This is a genomic window from Sphingomonas sp. Ell38C01, from assembly GCF_055231975.1.
In genome coordinates this window covers 382,960-401,535 of record NZ_JBUYVA010000001.1, presented here as the reverse complement: position 1 = coordinate 401,535, position 18,576 = coordinate 382,960, and the positions used below count along the sequence as shown (strand labels likewise).

The 18,576-nt window shown below is 70.4% G+C and carries 19 protein-coding genes; 5 read left to right on the top strand and 14 right to left on the bottom strand.

Features of this window, described 5'->3' with window-relative positions; all coding sequences use genetic code 11:
• Positions 1 to 25 precede the first annotated feature (25 nt).
• Positions 26 to 886 (top strand): S1/P1 nuclease, encoded by an 861-nt coding sequence (locus ACV7NO_RS01920; RefSeq protein WP_463404347.1) that lies wholly within the window; start codon positions 26 to 28, stop codon positions 884 to 886.
• A gap of 103 nt (positions 887 to 989) precedes the next feature.
• Here the strand turns inward: ACV7NO_RS01920 and pal are convergent, their stop codons facing one another.
• The 6 genes from pal to ACV7NO_RS01890 all read right to left on the bottom strand — a co-directional run bounded on the left by pal (position 990) and on the right by ACV7NO_RS01890 (position 5,812).
• A complete protein-coding gene (pal, locus tag ACV7NO_RS01915; protein ID WP_463404346.1) occupies positions 990 to 1,514 on the bottom strand; it encodes a peptidoglycan-associated lipoprotein Pal in 525 nt (174 codons plus the stop codon).
• 77 nt (positions 1,515 to 1,591) lie between these two features.
• Positions 1,592 to 2,932 carry a Tol-Pal system beta propeller repeat protein TolB gene (tolB, locus tag ACV7NO_RS01910; protein WP_463404345.1) on the bottom strand — a complete coding sequence of 447 codons (1,341 nt, stop codon included), beginning with the start codon at positions 2,930 to 2,932 and terminating at the stop codon, positions 1,592 to 1,594.
• 197 nt (positions 2,933 to 3,129) lie between these two features.
• The gene (locus tag ACV7NO_RS01905; protein ID WP_463404344.1) at positions 3,130 to 4,113 is read right to left on the bottom strand and encodes a cell envelope biogenesis protein TolA; all 984 of its coding nucleotides are present in this window, start codon (positions 4,111 to 4,113) and stop codon (positions 3,130 to 3,132) included.
• Between the two features lie 109 nt (positions 4,114 to 4,222).
• A complete protein-coding gene (tolR, locus tag ACV7NO_RS01900) occupies positions 4,223 to 4,651 on the bottom strand; it encodes a protein TolR (RefSeq protein WP_463404343.1) in 429 nt (142 codons plus the stop codon).
• A gap of 4 nt (positions 4,652 to 4,655) precedes the next feature.
• Entirely contained in the window at positions 4,656 to 5,339 is a 684-nt protein-coding gene (gene tolQ / locus ACV7NO_RS01895; protein WP_463407254.1) for a protein TolQ, read from the bottom strand.
• Between the two features lie 5 nt (positions 5,340 to 5,344).
• Positions 5,345 to 5,812 (bottom strand): YbgC/FadM family acyl-CoA thioesterase, encoded by a 468-nt coding sequence (locus tag ACV7NO_RS01890; RefSeq protein WP_463404342.1) that lies wholly within the window; start codon positions 5,810 to 5,812, stop codon positions 5,345 to 5,347.
• Between the two features lie 92 nt (positions 5,813 to 5,904).
• On the opposite strand from ACV7NO_RS01890, the gene ACV7NO_RS01885 reads away from it, so the two are divergent.
• Positions 5,905 to 6,309: a VOC family protein gene (locus tag ACV7NO_RS01885; protein ID WP_463404341.1), complete on the top strand. Its 405-nt coding sequence runs from the start codon at positions 5,905 to 5,907 to the stop codon at positions 6,307 to 6,309.
• A gap of 1 nt (position 6,310) precedes the next feature.
• Here ACV7NO_RS01885 and ACV7NO_RS01880 read toward each other — a convergent pair whose 3' ends face one another.
• From ACV7NO_RS01880 to ACV7NO_RS01870, 3 genes are all read right to left on the bottom strand, one after another.
• Positions 6,311 to 6,970 carry a hypothetical protein gene (locus ACV7NO_RS01880; RefSeq protein WP_463404340.1) on the bottom strand — a complete coding sequence of 220 codons (660 nt, stop codon included), beginning with the start codon at positions 6,968 to 6,970 and terminating at the stop codon, positions 6,311 to 6,313.
• Between the two features lie 76 nt (positions 6,971 to 7,046).
• Entirely contained in the window at positions 7,047 to 8,033 is a 987-nt protein-coding gene (locus tag ACV7NO_RS01875) for an NAD(P)H-dependent flavin oxidoreductase (RefSeq protein ID WP_463407253.1), read from the bottom strand.
• A gap of 195 nt (positions 8,034 to 8,228) precedes the next feature.
• Complete coding sequence (locus ACV7NO_RS01870) at positions 8,229 to 9,488, bottom strand: aspartate kinase (RefSeq protein WP_463404339.1); 1,260 nt, start codon at positions 9,486 to 9,488, stop codon at positions 8,229 to 8,231.
• A 58-nt stretch (positions 9,489 to 9,546) separates the two neighbouring features.
• On the opposite strand from ACV7NO_RS01870, the gene ubiG reads away from it, so the two are divergent.
• A complete protein-coding gene (ubiG, locus tag ACV7NO_RS01865) occupies positions 9,547 to 10,284 on the top strand; it encodes a bifunctional 2-polyprenyl-6-hydroxyphenol methylase/3-demethylubiquinol 3-O-methyltransferase UbiG (protein WP_463404338.1) in 738 nt (245 codons plus the stop codon).
• 199 nt (positions 10,285 to 10,483) lie between these two features.
• On the opposite strand, the gene ACV7NO_RS01860 is transcribed toward ubiG, so the two are convergent.
• A complete protein-coding gene (locus ACV7NO_RS01860) occupies positions 10,484 to 12,112 on the bottom strand; it encodes an alkaline phosphatase D family protein (RefSeq protein WP_463404337.1) in 1,629 nt (542 codons plus the stop codon).
• A gap of 193 nt (positions 12,113 to 12,305) precedes the next feature.
• On the opposite strand from ACV7NO_RS01860, the gene ACV7NO_RS01855 reads away from it, so the two are divergent.
• Positions 12,306 to 13,742 carry a DUF2029 domain-containing protein gene (locus ACV7NO_RS01855; protein ID WP_463404336.1) on the top strand — a complete coding sequence of 479 codons (1,437 nt, stop codon included), beginning with the start codon at positions 12,306 to 12,308 and terminating at the stop codon, positions 13,740 to 13,742.
• A gap of 151 nt (positions 13,743 to 13,893) precedes the next feature.
• On the opposite strand, the gene ACV7NO_RS01850 is transcribed toward ACV7NO_RS01855, so the two are convergent.
• Genes ACV7NO_RS01850 through ACV7NO_RS01840 form a run of 3 tightly spaced genes read right to left on the bottom strand, consistent with a single transcriptional unit; the run spans position 13,894 to position 16,583 of the window.
• Positions 13,894 to 15,081 (bottom strand): glycosyltransferase, encoded by a 1,188-nt coding sequence (locus tag ACV7NO_RS01850; protein WP_463404335.1) that lies wholly within the window; start codon positions 15,079 to 15,081, stop codon positions 13,894 to 13,896.
• 3 nt (positions 15,082 to 15,084) lie between these two features.
• Positions 15,085 to 15,618: a DUF2141 domain-containing protein gene (locus ACV7NO_RS01845; protein ID WP_463404334.1), complete on the bottom strand. Its 534-nt coding sequence runs from the start codon at positions 15,616 to 15,618 to the stop codon at positions 15,085 to 15,087.
• Positions 15,606 to 16,583, bottom strand: coding sequence for a hypothetical protein (locus ACV7NO_RS01840; RefSeq protein ID WP_463404333.1), 978 nt, complete (start codon positions 16,581 to 16,583; stop codon positions 15,606 to 15,608). The genes ACV7NO_RS01845 and ACV7NO_RS01840 overlap by 13 nt, the downstream gene beginning before the upstream one ends.
• 125 nt (positions 16,584 to 16,708) lie before the next feature.
• Here ACV7NO_RS01840 and ACV7NO_RS01835 point away from each other — a divergent pair, with 125 nt between their 5' ends.
• Positions 16,709 to 17,764 carry a glycosyltransferase gene (locus tag ACV7NO_RS01835; RefSeq protein ID WP_463404332.1) on the top strand — a complete coding sequence of 352 codons (1,056 nt, stop codon included), beginning with the start codon at positions 16,709 to 16,711 and terminating at the stop codon, positions 17,762 to 17,764.
• Between the two features lie 168 nt (positions 17,765 to 17,932).
• On the opposite strand, the gene maiA is transcribed toward ACV7NO_RS01835, so the two are convergent.
• Complete coding sequence (gene maiA, locus ACV7NO_RS01830) at positions 17,933 to 18,574, bottom strand: maleylacetoacetate isomerase (RefSeq protein WP_463404331.1); 642 nt, start codon at positions 18,572 to 18,574, stop codon at positions 17,933 to 17,935.
• Between the last annotated feature and the right edge of the window lie 2 nt (positions 18,575 to 18,576).

Here is an 18,576-nt window from a genome sequence, read left to right as displayed (position 1 = left end):
ACGGGCAACGGAGCTAAGATGCGGCATGAAGCGCTTCCTCGCCCTTGCCGCCGCGTGCCTCGCCACGCTGTCCGCCACCCCGGCCGCGGCCTATTGGGAATATGGCCATGAAACGATCGCAAGGATCGCCGAGGCCAATGTGACGCCGCGGACGCGATCCGCGATCCGCGCCTTACTCGCCAAGCAGGCGCTGCTCGATACCCCCGAATGTCCCGCGCGCACGATGGCGGAGGCGAGCGTGTGGGCGGATTGCATCAAGCCGCTGAAGGGCGCGGACGGCAAGTCGCGGTTCGGCTATGCCTATTCCTGGCATTACCAGAATGTCGACATCTGCCGGCCGTTCGACCTGACGCCCGCTTGCAAGGACGGCGACTGCGTGTCCGCGCAGGTGGAGGTGCAGGCGAAGCGATTGAAGGACCGGCGGCTGCCGGCGAAGGACCGGGTGCAGGCGCTGGCGTTCCTGATCCACTTCGTCGGCGATCTCCACCAGCCGCTCCATGCGGGGGACAAGCACGACAAGGGCGGGAACGACGTCAAGACGGCGTACGGCGTGTACGCGCCGCCGCGGCTGAACCTGCATTCGGTGTGGGACGGGTTGCTCGCCGAGCGCGCGATCACGAGTGGGGGACCGCTGGTAAAGCGCTATCCCGCGGCGGTACGGCGGCAGGTCGCGGCGGGGAGCGTGACCGACTGGAGTCGCGAGAGCTGGCAGGTGGCGCACGACGTGACCTATGCCAATGCGCTGGGCGGCGATCCGTGCGCGCCGACGCCCGCGCGGGTGACGCTCGACGCGGCGACGATCGCGAGGATGGTGCCCGCCGCGCGGCTGGAGGTGGAGCGCGGCGGCCTGCGGCTGGCGAAGATGCTGGATGCGGCGTTAGGGTGAACGCTTCGACGTCTTCCCGGCCTTGGCCGGGGTCCCGCTTCCAGCCGGTCGCTCGGAAGACGCGGGACCCCGGATCAAGTCCGGGGTGACGGGAGGGCAGGTATCAGTTCAGCACGACCGTGACCGCGCGGCGATTCTGTGCCCAGCTGGCCTCGTCCGAACCGAGCGCGACGGGGCGTTCCTTGCCGTAGCTGATCGTGGTGATCCGCGTGGGCGCGATGCCGCGCGCGGCGAGATAGTTCTTTGCCGCATTGGCGCGCTTGTCGCCGAGCGCGAGGTTGTACTCGCGGGTGCCGCGCTCGTCGGCATGGCCTTCGAGCGTGATGCGGACGTCGGGATATTTCGTCAGCCACGCCGCCTGCGAATCGAGGATCGCGCGCGCGGTGTCGTCGACGTCGGACTGGTCGAGCCCGAAATTGACGGTGTCGCTGGTGACCGTGCGCTTGAAATCCGCCGACGAGCCGGGGACGACCGCGCCGTCCATGCCGGTGCCGGGGCCCGTCTGCCCGCCATTGCCGACCGGCTGTTCGCCGGGCGCGGGGGGCAGCACCTGCGGGCGCTTCTTCGAGCAGGCGGCGGTCGCGAGCAGCGCGGTCGCGAGAAGCAGGGTGGTGGAGAATTTGGCCATCTTCGGAACTCCCGGTGGTGATCGTTTCGTCCCCGTTACTGCCCCCAGTAACATATCCGGTCGGAGAAAGGTCCCCCTTACGGCCGCAACGGACCCCAGGCCGGGTCCGAACCGTCGAGCGGGGTGGGCACCTTGCGCTCGTTGACGCCGGTCAGGTCGACCGACCACAGGTCCGCGCGGCCCGCGCTGCCCTGGCCCTGGCGGTAGAACATCAGGACCCGGCCGTTGGGGGACCAGCTTGGCCCCTCGTCCTGCCAGCTGTTGGTCAGCAGCTTCTCCCCCCCGCCGCTGGGCGACATGATGCCGATGCGGAACGCGCCCTGCAATTTGGTGAACGCGATCAGGTCGCCGCGCGGGCTCCAGACCGGGGTGGCGTAGCGCCCGCCGCCGAAGCTGATCCGCTGCTGGTTCGAGCCGTCCGCGTTCATCACGTAGATCTGCTGCCCGCCCGAGCGGTCGCTCTCGAACACGATGCGCGATCCGTCGGGGGAGTAGCTGCCGCCGGTGTCGATCCCGGGCGAGGTCGTCAGCCGCTGCGGCGTGCCGCCTTGCGACGAGACGCGGTAGATGTCGGTGTTGCCGCCCTGCGCCATCGAGAACAGGATGGAGCGGCCATCGGGGGAGAAGCGCGGCGCGAACGTCAGCCGGTCCCCCGACACGACAAGGCGCTGCTTCTGCGAGCCGATGTCGTAGACGTAGATCGACGGGCGATCGTTGACGTAGCTCATATACACGATCGACTGCTGCTGCGGCGCGAAGCGCGGGGTGAGCACGATCGACTGGCCCGCCGTCAGGAAGCGGTGGTTGGCGCCGTCCTGATCCATGATCGCGAGCCGCTTGATGCGGCGGTTCTTCGGGCCGGTCTCCGAGACATAGGCGACGCGGCTGTCGAAATAGGGGCCTTCGCCGGTGAGGCGGGTATAGACCGTGTCGGCGCATTTGTGCGCGGCGCGGCGCCAGTCCGACGGCGGGACGACGAAGCCCTGTCGCACCAGTTCGGTGCGCGCGGACACGTCGTAGAGATAGCAGCCGACCGTCAGCGTGCCGTCACCGTTCGCGCGGACGAACCCCTGGACGAGCGCCTGCGCACCCGACCCGCCCCAATAGTCGAACGCGGGCGCGGTGACTTCGGGGAAGATCACGCTGCGCAACTGCGCGGGCTGGAGCGGGGTGAAGAGGCCGGAGTTCTTCAGGTCGTTCGTGACGATCTCGGCGAGCTTGCGGCCGAGTTCGTCGGTGGAGCCCGCGGGCGTCGACTGGACCGCGACGGTGGGCATCACGGGAATCGCGATCGGCATCGGCGCGGAGATACCGCCGGTGACCGACACCTCGAGCGGGGGCGGGGCCTGGCCGGTGGCGGGGGCGGCGCCCTGGGTTACGCCCTGCGTGGCCGGGGGCGTCAGCGGCGTCGCGGGCATGTCCTGCGCGACCGCGGGGCCGGCGAGGAGGGCGAGAACCAGAATGCTCCAGACTCCCGTTCGCCCTGAGCGTGTCGAAGGACGGCCCGCATCGCGGCCCCCGGGGCGCCCTTCGACAAGCTCAGGGCGAACGGAGGAGGGGGGAGCGGTCCGCTCGATAGCGAGGGAAGGACGGGGGACTCGGAGCTGGATACGCATCACCGGAGTTTCCACTGATAGTTGATGTTGTTCCACCCCCCGTTGGGTGTGGAATAATATTCGGGCGGCAGCTTGAGCGGGGAGCAGCCCTTGAACGCGGCGATACCGAGATCGACGACGCGGCGGGCATAGCGCTGGTTCTCGTCGTCGATCCCGGTCTGGCGGACGACCGTCGGGGTCGCGGCGAGCGTGCCGTTCTGGTTGAGCTTGAGGTTGAGCGTCGTCACGATCTGGTTCGCGCCCGGACCGGGATCGACCTGGCGATCCGCGCAGGGCTGGATCTGGCGCGCGATCGCCTGGACGATCGACGCCAGCGCGCGGCCGTCGATCTTGGCGGCGGGCGGGGTCGGGGCCTTGCTCTCGCTTGGCTCGCTGCTGAGCCCTTGCAGGAAATTGGGGCCGAGCCGCGAGCCGCGCGGGCGCGTCGCGGTCGAGGTCGTCGTGCTGCCGGTGCCTTTGGCCTTGGCGGGCGGCGTCTTGGCGGGCGACGCGGCGGCGGGCGCGGCCTTGGTCGGCTTCGCAGGCGAGGCCGAGGCGGTCTGCGTCCTGGCGGGTTTCGGCGCGGGCTTGGCAGCCGCCTTTTCCGCGGCGGGTTCGGGCGGCTTTGGTTTCGGCTTGGGCTGCGGCACCGGCTTGGGCGCGGGGGCCGGTTTCGGGGCGGGCTTTGGCTGCGGCCTGGGCGCCGGGGCGGGCTGCGGCGCGGGGGCCGGGACGGGGACGGGTTCGGGTTCCGCCTCCGCCGGGGCGGGGGGGGCGGCGTCCTCGGGCTCGCCGGTGTCGGGGGCGACCGACTGCGCAGGCGGTGCCTCGGCCTGTGGAGCGGCGGCCTCGAGCGCGACTTCCTTGACGAGGCTCACCTCGACCGGCTGCTGCTTGAGCGCCTCCGGGTTCGGCGACGCGAGGAAGCCGACCGACAGCAGGCCGAACAGGACGGCATGCCCCGCGACCGCGACGCCGAGGCCGATCTTCTCGCCGCGTTCCATCAGTTGGCCCCGATCGTCCCGTTCGTATCGGACACGGTCGAGAAGCGGGCGCGCGGCGACACGCTTCTCGACTTCGCTCGAAGCGAACGGGGGGTGGGATGGCGATCCATCACTCGCCGACCGTCACCAGCGCCACGCGGTTGAGGCCGGCGCGGTTGAGCTCGCCCATCACGCGCATCACGCGGCCGTAATCGAGCGCCTTGTCCGCGCGCAGGAACACCTGCGGAGGCTGGCCGGTCTGCGCGGTCCCTGAGATCGCCGCGAGCCGCTGCGGCAGCGCCTGTTCGGACACCTCGTCCTTGGCGACGAAGAGGCGACCCTCGGCGTCGAGCGAGATCTCGACGGGCTGCTGATCCTGGTCGAGCGGCTTGGCGCGGCTGTCGGGGAGATTCACGGGCACGCCCGCGGTGAGCAGCGGCGCGGTCACCATGAAGATGATGAGCAGCACCAGCATCACGTCGACCAGCGGCGTGACGTTGATGTCCGCCATCGGCGCGCGACGGCCGCGACCCGCGCGGGAGGGTAGGTTCATCGCCATGGCGTCACCGTTCCCGATCGAGTTCGCGGCTGAGCGTCGAGTGGAAGCCGTCGGCGAAGCGGTTCAGCCGCGCCTCGATCCGGTTGATGCCGTGCGAGAAGCGGTTGTACGCGATCACCGCGGGGATCGCCGCGAATAGGCCGATCGCGGTCGCGAACAGCGCCTCCGCGATGCCCGGCGCGACGACCGCGAGCGAGGTGTTCTGCGCGCTGGCGATGCTGGTGAAGCTGCGCATGATCCCCCAGACGGTGCCGAACAGCCCGACGAACGGCGCGACCGAGCCGACCGTCGCGAGGATGTTGAGCCGGTCCGACAGCCGGTCGATCTCGCCCGCCGAGGCGGAGGCCATCGCGGTGGCGAGCCGCTCGCGCGTGCCCTCGCGATCGATCTTGCCACCCGCGGTCGAGCGACGCCACTCCGCGACGCCCGCCGCCAGCACGCGTGCCGAGGGGATCTGGCTGTCGGTGTGCGTCTTGTGGAACGCGTCGATATCCTCCGCCTTCCAGAAGTCGCGCTCGAACGCCTCCATCGCCTTGCGGGTGCGCCCGGCCTTGAGCCAGAAGCCGATGATGATCGCCCACGTCCAGATGCTGGCGAGCAGCAGCCCCAGCATCACGCCCTTCACCACCCAGTCGGCCTGGAGGAAGAGCGCGATCGGCGACAGCGTCGCGGCATCGGTGTTCAGCATCGGAGTCACGGGCAGGGGGTCCCCTTGGGCAGAAGCGTCTGGAAGATCGCGATCCAGTCGGCGGGCTGGCGCAGCGCGCGACCGTCGGGCGAGACGAGCGCGGCGGTGACGGTCGCCTCGGTCAGCTTGTCCGTGCCGCGCCTGACTGTCTGATGAATGACGACGCGCGCCGGCGTCGCGCGGACCATCCGGCTGGCGACGACGAGCGCGTCGTCGAGCCGCGCCGGGGCGTGGTAGCGGATCGCGAGGTCGACGATCGCATAGGCGCCGCCGCCCGCCGCATGCGTCGCGCGCTGGTCGATGCCGGCGAGGCGCAGCATGTCGGAGCGGGCGCGCTCCATATAGCGCAGATAGTTGGCGTGATAGACGACGCCCGACAGGTCGGTATCCTCGAAATAGACGCGCAGCGCGAAGCGGTGCTCTGTCCCTTCGAAGCGCCCCTGGGCGGGCTGGTCGTGGCCGGCCATCGTCATGCCGCCCGGCGTTAACCCAACCGGACGGCGGCGGGAACCCCGTTCGCACCGGCGCGGATCGGGTATAGGCTCATGACGGAGGAGATTCGCCGATGACAGACCGTCCGAGTGAGGGGGTGACGCCGTTCCTGACGATCCGAGCGCGGCGGGGACAGGAAGCGCTGGCGTTCTACGAACGCGCGTTCGCGGGCCAGGTGATCGCGCGCAACCTGGCCGACGACGGCGTGCGCCTGATGCAGGCGAGCCTGAGGATCAACGGCGGCTGGATCATGCTGTCCGACGAGTTCCCCGAGTGGCGCGGACGCGACGAGCCCGCGCCGCAGGGCGTGACGCTGCACCTGCAGGTCGACGATGCCGACGCGTGGGCCGAGCGCGCGGTCGCGGCGGGGGCGACGATCGCGATGCCGGTGGGCGACCAGTTCTGGGGCGACCGCTACGGCCAGCTGCTCGATCCGTTCGGGCATGTCTGGTCGATCGGCGCGCCGATCGCGCGGTAGGTCAGTCCTGCGGGAGCGCCGACAGGTCGAGCGTCAGGCGCGGGGCGGGGGCCGGGACCGGCTGGATCGTGCGCGCGCCGTAGGAAACGGGCGCGGCGGCGACCGCGATCACCTGGCGCGTGGTGGGCGGCGCGAAGGGGGCGTCTAGATCCGCGAGCCAGCGCTGCGCATAGGCAGGCATCGCGTCGGGCACCGTCGGCGAATCGGCGAGCGCGGCCTCGGCGGTCGCGCAGAAGCGCGCGCGGCCCTGCGACTGCGAGAAGAAATTGTAGAGCCGCGTCATCGCGTCGTCGTAGCGATCGCGCCAGTCGCCCCCGCCCGCACGGAACTCGGCGGCGAGCGCGGCCTCGGCGGCCTTGAGCGGCGCGACGTTGGCGGTGAGCAGCGCGTTGTAGCGTGCGACGATCGTCGCCTCGCTGGCGCCGCGGCAGGCGAGCGCGGCGACGTTGAGCGCGGCGCGGACGTGCCAGATTGCGGCGGGCGTCGTCAGGTTGCGGTTGATCGGGGTGAGCGGCGGCGGCCCCGGCTGCGCCAGCGCGACGGGCGGAGGCGGGGTGGTCGTGACGACGATCACCGGCGCGGGGCGCGAGGCGCAGCCCGCGAGCGTCGCGGTGGCGATCAGGACGGCGATTGAACGATACGGCGAACGATACGGACGCATGACAGACTCCAGCCCCCCGGCCTGGACGGATCATGCGTCGGCAATGGTTAACGTTGTGTTGGCGCGGCGCGTGGACTCAGCCCGCGCGACGCTCGAACGCGTGCGCGGCCTCCGCCATCAGCGTGGCGATGATGTCCGCGATCGGCTCTTCCTTCGTGACCATCCCGACCGACTGCCCCGCCATCACCGAGCCATGCTCGACATCGCCGTCGATCACTGCGCGGCGCAGCGCGCCCGCCCAGTAATGCTCGATCTGGAGCTGCGCCTCCATCATCGCGACCGCGCCGTCGTCGAGGCTCTGCGCGACCTCGCGCTGCTTGGCGGTGAACAGTTCGCTCGACGCGTTCTTGAGCGCGCGGACGGGGATGACGGGCAGCCGCGCGTCGATCTGGACGGAGGCGACCGCGTCGCGCGCGCTGGCGCGGATGAAGGCCTTCTTGAAATTGGCGTGCGCGATCGATTCGGTCGCGCAGACGAAGCGCGTGCCGAGCTGCACGCCCGCCGCGCCCTGATCGAGATAGCCTGCGATCGCCTCGCCGCGGCCGATGCCTCCGGCAACGAAGACGGGGACCTGCTCGGACAGCTCGGGGAGCATCTCCTGCGCGAGCACGCTGGTCGAAACCGGGCCGATATGCCCGCCGGCCTCCATCCCCTCGATCACCATTGCGTCCGCGCCGCTGCGGATCAGTTTCTTCGCCAGCGCCAGCGTGGGGGCGAAGCAGATGATCTTGGCGCCGGACTCCTTGATCGCCTCGAGCGAGCCCTTCGGCGGCAGCCCGCCGGCGAGGACGACATGGGTGACGCGGTGGTTCGCGCAGACCGCGATCAGCTCGAACAGCGCGGGGTGCATCGTGATGAGGTTCACGCCGAACGGCTTGTCGGTCATCGCCTTCGTCGCGGCGATCTCGGCATCGAGCAGCGCGGGGGTCATCGCGCCGCACGCGATCACGCCGAACCCGCCCGCGTTCGACATCGCGGACACGAGGTTGCGCTCGCTGACCCACGACATCGCGCCCGCCATGATCGCGACGTCCGAGCCGAGGAAGGCGGCGCCGCGCGCCATGCGGCGGTGGAGGCGATCGGTGCCGGTGGAGGCTGGGGCGAGGGTGGCGGTGTCGGTCATCGGGACCGCGTACCCCAACCGAACGACTTCGTCATCCCGGACTTGATCCGGGATCCGTGGTCGCGCCTGAAGCGACGCCTGTCGGATTCGCGGCGCGATGGATCCCGGATCAAGTCCGGGAGGACGATCCGAAGTTTACGCCGCCTCGTCGGCGTCCAGCCCATAGGCGGTATGGAGGACGCGGACCGCGAGTTCGGTATAATCCTCCTCGATCAGCACGCTGACCTTGATCTCCGACGTGGTGATCGCCTGGATGTTGATCCCGCGCTCGCCGAGCGTGGTGAACATCGTCGACGCCACGCCCGCATGGCTGCGCATCCCGACGCCGACGACCGAGATCTTGGCGACGCGGGTGTCGTGGAGGATCGTCTCGTAGCCGATGTCGGCGCGCGCCTGCCCCAGCACGTCGAGGCTGCGCGCGAGATCCGCGCCGGGCACGGTGAAGGTGACGTCGGTCGAGCCCGCCGAATGCGCGATGTTCTGGACGATCATGTCGACGTTGATCCCCGCATCCGCGAGTGGCGCGAAGACGCTGGCGACCGAGCCGGGGCGATCGGGGACCGCGATCAGCGTGATCTTGGCCTCGTTCTTGTCGTGCGCGATCCCGGTGATGAGCTGGCGTTCCACGTCGGTAATCTCCTCTTCCCCCACGATCATCGTGCCGGGCAATGTATCCGCCATCGGTGCGTCCTCGCCGGTGAACGACGACAGCACCTGGACGCGGACCTGTTCCTTCATCGCGAGCCCGACCGAGCGCGTCTGGAGTACCTTCGCGCCGACGCTGGCGAGCTCGAGCATCTCTTCATACGTCACGCGCGACAGCTTGCGCGCGCGCGGCACGATCCGCGGATCGGTGGTGTAGACGCCGTCGACGTCGGTATAGATGTCGCAACGCTCCGCCTTCATCGCCGCCGCGACCGCGACCGCGGAGGTGTCCGACCCGCCGCGCCCCAGCGTCGAAATGCGATTGTCAGTGGAGACGCCCTGGAAGCCGGGGATCACCGCGACCTCGCCGCGCGCCAGACTCTCGTCGAGTGCGGCGGTGTCGATCGCGCCGATCCGCGCCTTGGCGTGCGCCGCGTCGGTATGGATCGGGAGCTGCCAGCCGAGCCAGCTGCGCGCGGGCACGCCGATCGCCTGGAGTGCGATCGCGAGCAGCCCGCTGGTGATCTGCTCGCCCGCCGCGACGACGACGTCGTATTCCTTGGGATCATAGAGCGCGGAGGCCTCGCGGCAGAAACCCACGAGCCGGTCGGTCTCCCCCGCCATCGCCGAGACGACGACCGCGACCTGGTTGCCCGCCGCGACTTCGCGCTTCACGCGCGCGGCGACGCTGCGGATCCGTTCGATCCCGGCCATCGAGGTGCCGCCGAACTTCATCACGATGCGCGCCATGGGCGAGGAACTTTCCAAACGTCTTGGGGGAAAACGGGCGTCCTGATAGGGACGACGCATGGCACAGGCAAGCGCAACAAACACGACGATCGACGCGCGCGAGGCGCAACATTTCGGGCGTATGGCCCAGGATTGGTGGAATCCCAAGGGGTCCTCCGCGATGCTGCACCGGCTGAATCCGGTGCGGCTGCGCTATCTGCGCGCGCAGATCGACCGGCACTGGGACGGCGACGACCGGTCGTTCGCGCCGCTGGCTGGCAAGCGCGCGCTCGACGTCGGGTGTGGCGCGGGGTTGCTGGCGGAGCCGCTCGCAAGGCTGGGCGCGGCGGTGACGGGCGTCGATGCGGCGGCGGAGAACATCGCGGTGGCGCGGGCGCATGCGGCGGCGTCGGGGCTTGCGATCGACTATCGCGCGGTGGGGGTGGAGGATCTGGGCGGCGAGACGTTCGATCTCGTCACCAGCCTCGAGGTGATCGAGCATGTGTCCGATCCCGCGGCGTTCGTGCGCGGGCTGGCGGGCGCGCTGGCGCCGGGCGGGTTGCTGGTGCTGTCGACGCCGAACCGGACGCCGCTGTCGAAGCTGGCGCTCATCACGCTGGCGGAGGGGACGGGGCGGATCCCGGCGGGGACGCACGACTGGGAGCGGTTCCTGACGCCCGACGAGCTGGGCGCGCTGCTGGTCGAGGCGGGGCTGGTGGTGCGTGAGGTGCGGGGGCTGGCGTTCTCGGTGGCGAAGGGGTTCGTGCTGAGCGAGTCGGTGGCGCTGGATTATTTCGTGACGGCGGTGCGGGGGTAGGCGCTACCCGAATGATACCAGTGCCCCGGCGTAGGCCGGGGTCCAGTCTCGGCGCGGAGCGCCGAATGCGCTGTCGCGCATGATTCTTGATGGGGCTGGACCCCGGCCCCTTCGACTGCCTGCCAAAGGCAGGCGCTCAGGACATGCTTCGTCGGGGTACGGGTACGCTCCGGGGTACGGTTTCGCCTCGGGCTCAGGGTTACGCCATCACCCGCCGGCCGCGCAGGACCGTGGCGGTGTGGCCGACGCTCGCGCGCGGCGTACGCTCGCGGACGGTGTCGACGAAGATCCAGTCGTTGCTCACCCGGTCCGCGGTGATCGTCATCGCCATGTAGCCGCGGCGCGAGGTGTCGCACCATTGGAGCTCGGGGTTGGCGGCGACCAGCGCGCGCGCGATCGCCCTGGGGTCGGCGGAGAAGGCGCCCTCGAAACCGCTCGAGGTGACCGCGTGCCCGGCGAACTCGACGCCTGCCGCGCGGCCATCCTGCTTTAGGTCGTACGCCCAGCCGTTATGGCTGTCGCCCGAAATCAGGACCAGGTTCGCATCCGCCGCCATCGCGCCCTTCAGGAAACGCGCGCGCGCGGCCGGATAGCCGCCCCAATTGTCGAAATTGAACGGCAGCCCCGCCTTCGCCGCGGCGATCCCGCGCTCGACATAGCCGCGCGAGCGCGCCTCCGCGTTGGGCGCGATCCACGTCGCGGCGTCGAGCGGAGTCTTCGTGTCGCCCATGATCGTGCCGAAGCCGACGACCTGCCAGCGCTGCCCCGCCTTCACCGACGCCTTGAGCGCGTGGGCGAGCCATACTTCCTGCGCGGAGCCCATCATCGTCGCGGCGGGATCCATCCACGCGGTCTCGCGGAACTTCACCAGCGCGGCCTGCGGATCGGCGGCCTTGAACATCTCGGCGACGTCGGGCTGCTCGGTGCGCGCCAGCAGCCGCGTCTCGGTGCGGAACAGCGTGGCGAGGCGGCCGATGTTGTAGGCCTTCCACGGCTCGTCGCTGACCGGCATCCACTCGCGATAGGCTTGGATCGCGGCGGCGCGGCGCGGGTTCCACTGGCCCTCGGTCTTCGGATCGTGGTTCTGCGCGCCGCCTTCCCAGCTGTCGTTCGCGCTTTCGTGATCGTCCCACTGCGCGAGCATCACCGTCTTCGCATGGAGCGCCTGCAGATCGGGATCGGCGCGGTAGCTGGCGTAGCGCAGGCGATAGTCGGCGAGCTGGACGATTTCCGCCGCGGGCTCGGCAAGCGGGACGCGGCCGGCGATCGCATCCTTCGCGAGCGGATAATGGCCGGGGCCGTACTCGTAGAAATAGTCGCCGAGATGGATCCACAGATCGAGATCGTCGCGCGCGGCGCCATGGGCATAGGCGTTGAACCAGCCGAAGGCGAGGTTCGAGCAGGAGAAGATGCCGACCCTGAACTGCCGCGCGGCGTCCTCGGGCAGCGTCTTCGCGGTGCCGACGGGGGAGAAGGACCCGTCGGGGGCGACGAAGCGATAGTGATAGAGGCGGCCGGGCTTCAGGCCGTCGACGGTGATCTTGACGGTCCAGTCGCGGAACGCCCCGGTGCGCTGGATGCCGCCGGTGACGATGCGGGCGAAATCGGAGGTCTCGCTCGCCTCGACGCGGACCTCCGCGGTGTCGCCGGCGGCGGGGACGTAGCGCGTCCAGAACAGCAGCGTGTCGCGGCCGGGCTCGCCGCTGGCGACCGAATGGGTGAAGCCGTGCGCGGCCGCGACGGTCTGTGCGTGCGCGAAGCCGGGAATGGCGAACGCGCCGAGGCCGAGCGTACCGGTGGCGAGGAGCGAGCGGCGGGTGACGAGCATTGGGGAAACTCCGTGTCGATTGCCGCACGCGGTGCGCGCGTTTGGTGATGCTATCGTGACAGTCGGGGAATGGAAGGCGCGTCGTCTTGTCGATGGTCGCAATCGCGGGCCGGCGGAGATGGATCCCGGATCAAGTCCAGGATGACGGATGCGCGAAAGTTGCGCGGCGCGACATCGGGGGTAGAGCGGGGGGATGACCCGTCTCCGTCCGCTCTGGTGTCTCGCCGCGCTTGCGCTGGTCCTCGTCATGCTGGCGATGTTGCGCCCGGTCGATCACGACGAGAGCCAGTATGTCGCCTCCGCGGCACTGGGCGCGCACGGGCTGCTGCCGTATCGCGACTATGCGTATCTGCAGGCGCCGCTCCAGCCGTTCGTGTTCGCCGGCCTCGCGGATCTGGCGGGGGCATGGGCGTGGCCCGCGATCCGCGTCGCCAACGCGCTGCTCGGCGCGGCGGCGGTGGCGGGGGTGTATGCCGCGGCGCGGACGGGCGGCGCGGCGCGAGGCGCGGCGATGCTGGCGTGCGCGCTGTTCGTCGCGTGCGATGCGTTCCTGTTCAGCGTCGGCACCGCGCGCAATGATGCGTTGCCCGCCGCGCTGATGGCGGGCGCGCTGCCGCTGATCCTGCGCGCGAGCGGCGAGCGGGGAACGCGTATAACCGCGATGGCGGCGGGGTTGCTGCTGGCGGGCGCGGCGGCGGCGAAGGTGTCGTATGCGTTGCCCGCGATCGCGTACGGCCTCTACGCGATCCGGCATCCGCGGCATCTGCCGGGGTTCGTCGCGCTGGGGACGCTGCCCGCGGTCGCGCTGGTGGGGGCGAGCGTGTACGGCGCGCCCGAGGCGTTCCGGTTCGGGGTGTTCACCTTCCCCGCGATCGCGCCCGACCAATATTATACCGCGATCGGCAAGGCGTGGAAGCTGGGCTTGCCCGCCAAGGCGCTCGATACGCTGAAGTTCCTCGCGCTCGGGCCGGCGCTGCTCGCGCTGCTGTGGGGCACGCGGTTCCGGTGGAAGGCGGGGAACGGGCGCGCGATCGACTGGATGCTGGCGGGCGCGGTGCTTGCCGCGCTGCTGCCGACGCCGACATGGCGGCAATATCTGCTGCCGGTGCTGCCGCTGCTGTTCGTGCGGGTCGCGATCGGGTTCACGCTGCGCCCGCCCGGCGCGCGCGCGCGGGTCGCGATGATCGTGTTCGCGTGCGCGGGGCTGGCGCCGAGCGTCGCGGCGCTGACCGGGGGGGGCACCGGGATGGTCGAGGCGATGCGGCAGGGGGCGGCGATCCGCGCGGCGATGGACCGGGCGGGGGTGTCGGGACCGGTCGCTACGCTGTCGCCGCAGTTCCTTGCCGCGACCGCGCGGTTGCCCGATCCGCGGTTCGCGGCGGGGCCGTTCTATTATCGCAGCGCCGGGTTGCTGTCGGTGGAGGAGGAGGCGCGGTTCCACCTCGTCGCGCGCGGGACGACGGGGCGACAGCTGGCGTTGCGCCCGGCGGCGGTGCTGACGGGGGGCGAGGGCGCCTGGACGAGTGGGGACGATGCGCTCGACGCGGGGCTGGAGCGGTGGGCGGCGGCGCATGGCTATGCGCGGGTGGCGGTCGCGGGAACACCGTTTGGGGTGTGGGTGGCGCGGTGAGCACCAAGGTTCGTTCGTGCTGAGCCTGTCGGAGCATTGCCCTTCTTGCGCCATGGGCAAGGACGGACGGCACTTCGACAAGCTCAGTGCGAACGGATCGAGGCCTTAGCCCCATTTTCACTTTTTGCCGCGGCGTGGACCGTCGGGGGGGTTACGCCGCCGTCCTGGCCTGCCCCGCCTTCGCGTCGACGAGCGTCTGGTAATACGCCATCAGGTCCACCGTGTGCTCGCGATCGGTGCGGACGCGGGCGGCGGCGGCGGTGGCGGCGTGGCGGAGCATCGTACGATCCCGCGTGTACATCCGCCGGATCGCCTTCGCGCAGCTCTGCGCATCGCGCGCCGCGTAGAGTTCGGACGAGACCGGGTCCGCGACCTCGGCGCAGCCGCCGGTGTCGGGGACGATCAGCGGCAGGCCCGAGGCCATCGCCTCCGACGCGACCAGCCCGAACGGCTCGGCCTCCGACCCGTGGACCAGCGCGTCGCAGCTGGCGATGATCCGCGCGAGCCGCTCGCGATCATAGACCGGGCGGAACAGGCGGATGTGCGGAGACCCCGCGACGCGCTTCTCGAGCTTCTGCGTCTCGACGCCCTGTCCGAGCAGGATCAGCCCGACCGGCAGCGACGCGCCCGCGCGCTCCGCAGCGTCGATCACCACCGACCAGCGCTTTTCAGGATGGTGCCGCCCGAGTCCGAGCAGCAGCAGCCCGTCCTCGCCCAGCCCGCATTGCGCGAGCAGCGCGCGGCGGAGCTTTTCGTCGCGGAACGCAGGCGAGAAATGGCGGCGCTCGATCCCCAGCGGCATCGCCGCGTCGATGCGCAACCCGCGCGCGCGCAGCCGCTTCTCCAGCGCGGGGCCGTTGGTGACGACCGCGTCGTACTTGTCGAGGAAGCGCGCCATGTAGCGCGTGTACCAGCCGAACGCGCGCTCGATCCGGTCGTGGCTGGCGACGCCCTCGAACCAGCGCTGCGCATAGGCGGCCATGTTATCATTGTGCATGAAGTAGGACTTCACCGCACGGCCCTGCCAGTTGCCCACGATCCAGGCCGGCTTCCACGGCGAGCTGACCTCGACCACGTCGGGATCGAGCGCGTCGAGCAGGTCGGTGATCGGCTTGGGATCCCAGAACAGCCCGTAATTCTTGTCGAACGGCAGCGGGGGGGACTTCAGATACTGGATCCAGCCGCCGCCCGGGCGATGCTCGATCCGGTCCTCGCGCCCCGCCGCGACGACGATCAGCTCATGCCCCAGATCGGCCATGATCCCCATCTTGCGGTCGCAATAGGTGCGCACCCCGCCGCCGGTGGGCGAGTAGAACTCGTTGAGATCGACGATGCGCATCGCTCAGCCGCTTATCGGACCGAAGCCGCCGAGCCCGCGCAGATACTGCGCGGTGATGTTCGTCACGGTCACGCCGCTGCCGACGGAGATAAGCGCCTCGTCCACCTTCGGGCGAGAGCGGCCGAGCTTGCGGTTGCTGGGGAAGCCCGCGCCATCGGTCCAGAAGCTGAACTTGCTCTTGTTGTCGCGGTTGTGGGTGAAAAGCAGCGCGTAGCGCCCGGGATGCGGCACGCGGATGCACAGGGTGGTCGCACCCGAGGGCGGGGTGATCGCGGTAACGCGGCGGAACGTCTTCTTCTGCGCGATCAGGTCGCGATCGTCCTTGAGGAAATCCTCCGCGGTCGCGGGGTAGAGTTCCAGCTTCACCTCGCCCTTGCGGTCCTTCAGGCCGGTGATGCTGGCCTGGATCGCGGGGCCTTGCCCGGTGGTGCAGGCCGATGCGTCCTCGCCCAGCATCTGCGCGCGCGCGGGCGTCAGCGGTAGCGCGAGCGCGGCCAGCAGGGGGAGGGAGATGATCGCGCGCGTCACGTACGCCATGCCTTGGTCCTTGTCGCCAGAGCCACCGCCCCGAACACGCCGATCAGCACCACATGGACCAGCAGGGTCAGCGCGGCGGTGAAGGCGACGAGTTCGGAAAGCGCCTGATCCTGGCCGATCAATATGATCGCGAAATTGGCGAAAAGAAGGTCCTTGTTGGGCACCAGCGGCAGCCGCGACACCAGCAGACGCCCCGCCGACAGGAACAGCCACATCGCGATCGACACATCGGGCAGCGCATAATGCCAGGCCAGCGCGATCAGCACCGATCCCGCGGTGAGCCGCAGGCAGTGGATCATGAACACCCACCACAGCTTGCGCCTGGGCAGCGAGAAGACGCGCTTCGAGAAGATCAGGAAGGGCAGCGAGATCGCGACCGTCACCGCCGCCGAGCCGAGCACCAGCTTCAGCTTGTCGGGGGGGATCAGCGCATGGCCGAAGGGGATCGCGATCGCCATCATCGCCAGCGTCATGCCGTTGCCCGCCAGTGCGGACAGGATGCTGACGTCCTTCACCGCGCCGAACGGGGCGGCAACCATCTTCGCGCGTGCGCGTGCCCAGGCGTAGAAATAGGCCTCGCCCGAATAGCCCAGCACCACCTCGTTCGCGACGCGCTTCTTGATGAGCGCGACGAGCCCGGCGAGCGGTATGCCCCAGAGCCGACGGAAGATGACGTAGTCGCCGGTCGGCGGCGACATGTAGAGCAGCGCGAAGCACAGGTAGAAGCGCGGATCGGTCGGCGTCGAGGCGCGCAGGCCGGCAAGGCCGTTGCCGAACAGCTCGCGTCCCAGCCCGACGACCATCGCGAGCGTCAGCAGCCCGCCGAGGATCATCGGCCAGCGACGCCGGATCGTCTGGACGGGTTCGAGCTGCGCGATATCGCGCGCGGCGCGGTCGCCTGGGTCGCGCTCGGCGCGGCTATCGGGCTCGGCGAGCGGGGCGGGGATGTCGGAGTGAGGGGACAAGGACGTGATCGTGCTTCCGTCGCGAAACATTGGCGGGCGCGTCCCTAGCGCGCCCAGACGCCGCCGCGAGCGACGACAACGGGTTCCCTTTGCGCGCTGTGACGCCTAGTCGCGCAAATCGCAAGATGGCGCGTGCATCCCACATCCTGAGTTACGCCGACGACTGGCGCGGCGGCGGCGTCGAGCGCGCGCTGCTGCGCCTCGCGGATGGCTGGGTGAAGGGCGGGCGGCGCGTGACGATCCTGGTCGGGCGCGATGCGGGGCCGCTCCGTGCGGAGGTGCCCGCGGGCGTTGCGGTGATCGAAACCGGGCGGGGACAGGCGGCGCTGCCCGCCTGCGTCGCGCGCGCGGCGCCGGACCTGATCTTTTGCCCCGGCAATCATTACACCGCGGCGGCGGCGTGGATCCGCCTGCGGCTGGGCGCGCGCTGTCCGCCGATCGTGTCGAAGGTATCGAACGCGCTGGCGCGGGGCGATCACGGGGCGGTGTTCGATCTGGGGCATCGGGCGTGGCTGCGCCTCCAGCCGCGGTTCGTCGACCGGTTCGTCGCGATGACGCCCGCGATGGCGGACGCGACCGTCGCGGCGACGGGGGTGGCGCGCGACCGCGTCGCGATCATCGCCAACCCGCCGGCGCGGATCCTGCCGGGCGCGCCGCGCGTCGCGCTGCCCGCGGGGCGCTATCTGCTCGGAGTGGGCCGGCTCGAGCCGCAGAAGCGGTGGGACCGGCTGCTCGCGGCGCTGCCGGCGCTCGCGGACACCGCGATCCCGTTGGTGATCCTGGGCGAGGGTAGCGAGCGGGCGGCGCTGGCGGCGTTGGCCGAGTCGCTGGGGGTCGGCGGGCGGGTGCTGATGCCGGGGCACGCGGCGGATCCGCTGCCCGCGATCCGCGATGCGACGCTGCTCGCGCTGACGTCGGAGTACGAGGGCGTGCCGGGGGTGCTGCGCGAGGCGCTGGCGTTCGGGACGCCGGTGGTGACGACCGATTCGTCGCCGAGCGTCGCGGAGATTGTGACTTTGCCCGCGCTGGGGACGATCGTAGGCCGCGACGATGCCGGCGCGCTGGTCGCGGCGCTCGACCGGTGGCTGGGGGCGGAGGCGGTACGGCCTGCGCCGGTCGCGCCACCGGGGGCGGATTCGGTGGATCGGTATCTGGCGTTGTTCGATTCGGTGGTCGGGTAGGGCAAGCGAACCCCACATCCCGTACCCCGGCGGAGGCCGGGGTACAGGCTCGGCGCGGAGCTCCGAATGCGCTGCCGCGCATGATGTCGTCCGGGGCTTGGCCCCGGCCCCTTCGACTGCCTGCCAAGGCAGGCGCTCAGGACAGGCTTCGCCGGGGCACGAATCATATCAGGGCTTGACGGAGTCCGGGTGCGCAGCCCGGAACGCCGGGTGGTCCGCCGCCGCCGCGTCCGCGCGCAGCAATCTCGGATACGCCGCGAGCGGCACGTCGAAGCGGCGCGCGTTGTAGAGTTGCGGGATCAGGCACAGGTCCGAGATGTCGGGCGCTTCGCCGGCGAGGAACGGGCCGTCCCCGGGTGCCCCCGCCACCGCCATCGCCTCGAGCGCGGCCAGCCCCTCGGTCACCCAATGGCGATACCAGGTCTCGCGCGCGGTCTGGTCCGCATCGAACTGCGACTCGATGCGATTGAGGATGCGCAGATTGTGGAGCGGATGCGTGTCGGCGGCGATCACCAGCGCGCGGGCGAGCTGGGCAGAGCGGACGAACGGGTCCTTCGCCACCATCGGCGGATCGGGGAAATTGGCGTCGAGCCAGTCGACGATCGCGAGGCTCTGGACGAGAGGACGGCCATCGACGACCAGCGTGGGGACGAGCCCCTGCGGATTGATCGCGCGGTTCGCCGCCGCCGCCTGCTCGCCCGCCAGCAGGTTCACCGGCACCGTGGTGTAGGCGACGCGCTTGAGGTGCAGGCAGATCCGCACGCGATACGCGGCCGACGAGCGCCAGTAATCGTGGAGGACGATGTCCATCG

Coding starts and splice junctions, on each gene's coding strand:
- ACV7NO_RS01920 (WP_463404347.1), top strand. CDS start 26: ATGAAGCGCTTCCTCGCCCTTGCCGCCGCGTGCCTCGCCACGCTGTCC.
- pal (WP_463404346.1), bottom strand. CDS start 1,514: ATGGCCAAATTCTCCACCACCCTGCTTCTCGCGACCGCGCTGCTCGCG.
- tolB (WP_463404345.1), bottom strand. CDS start 2,932: ATGCCCGCGACGCCGCTGACGCCCCCGGCCACGCAGGGCGTAACCCAG.
- ACV7NO_RS01905 (WP_463404344.1), bottom strand. CDS start 4,113: ATGGAACGCGGCGAGAAGATCGGCCTCGGCGTCGCGGTCGCGGGGCAT.
- tolR (WP_463404343.1), bottom strand. CDS start 4,651: ATGGCGATGAACCTACCCTCCCGCGCGGGTCGCGGCCGTCGCGCGCCG.
- tolQ (WP_463407254.1), bottom strand. CDS start 5,339: ATGCTGAACACCGATGCCGCGACGCTGTCGCCGATCGCGCTCTTCCTC.
- ACV7NO_RS01890 (WP_463404342.1), bottom strand. CDS start 5,812: ATGACGATGGCCGGCCACGACCAGCCCGCCCAGGGGCGCTTCGAAGGG.
- ACV7NO_RS01885 (WP_463404341.1), top strand. CDS start 5,905: ATGACAGACCGTCCGAGTGAGGGGGTGACGCCGTTCCTGACGATCCGA.
- ACV7NO_RS01880 (WP_463404340.1), bottom strand. CDS start 6,970: ATGCGTCCGTATCGTTCGCCGTATCGTTCAATCGCCGTCCTGATCGCC.
- ACV7NO_RS01875 (WP_463407253.1), bottom strand. CDS start 8,033: ATGGCGCGCGGCGCCGCCTTCCTCGGCTCGGACGTCGCGATCATGGCG.
- ACV7NO_RS01870 (WP_463404339.1), bottom strand. CDS start 9,488: ATGGCGCGCATCGTGATGAAGTTCGGCGGCACCTCGATGGCCGGGATC.
- ubiG (WP_463404338.1), top strand. CDS start 9,547: ATGGCACAGGCAAGCGCAACAAACACGACGATCGACGCGCGCGAGGCG.
- ACV7NO_RS01860 (WP_463404337.1), bottom strand. CDS start 12,112: ATGCTCGTCACCCGCCGCTCGCTCCTCGCCACCGGTACGCTCGGCCTC.
- ACV7NO_RS01855 (WP_463404336.1), top strand. CDS start 12,306: ATGACCCGTCTCCGTCCGCTCTGGTGTCTCGCCGCGCTTGCGCTGGTC.
- ACV7NO_RS01850 (WP_463404335.1), bottom strand. CDS start 15,081: ATGCGCATCGTCGATCTCAACGAGTTCTACTCGCCCACCGGCGGCGGG.
- ACV7NO_RS01845 (WP_463404334.1), bottom strand. CDS start 15,618: ATGGCGTACGTGACGCGCGCGATCATCTCCCTCCCCCTGCTGGCCGCG.
- ACV7NO_RS01835 (WP_463404332.1), top strand. CDS start 16,709: ATGGCGCGTGCATCCCACATCCTGAGTTACGCCGACGACTGGCGCGGC.
- maiA (WP_463404331.1), bottom strand. CDS start 18,574: ATGGACATCGTCCTCCACGATTACTGGCGCTCGTCGGCCGCGTATCGC.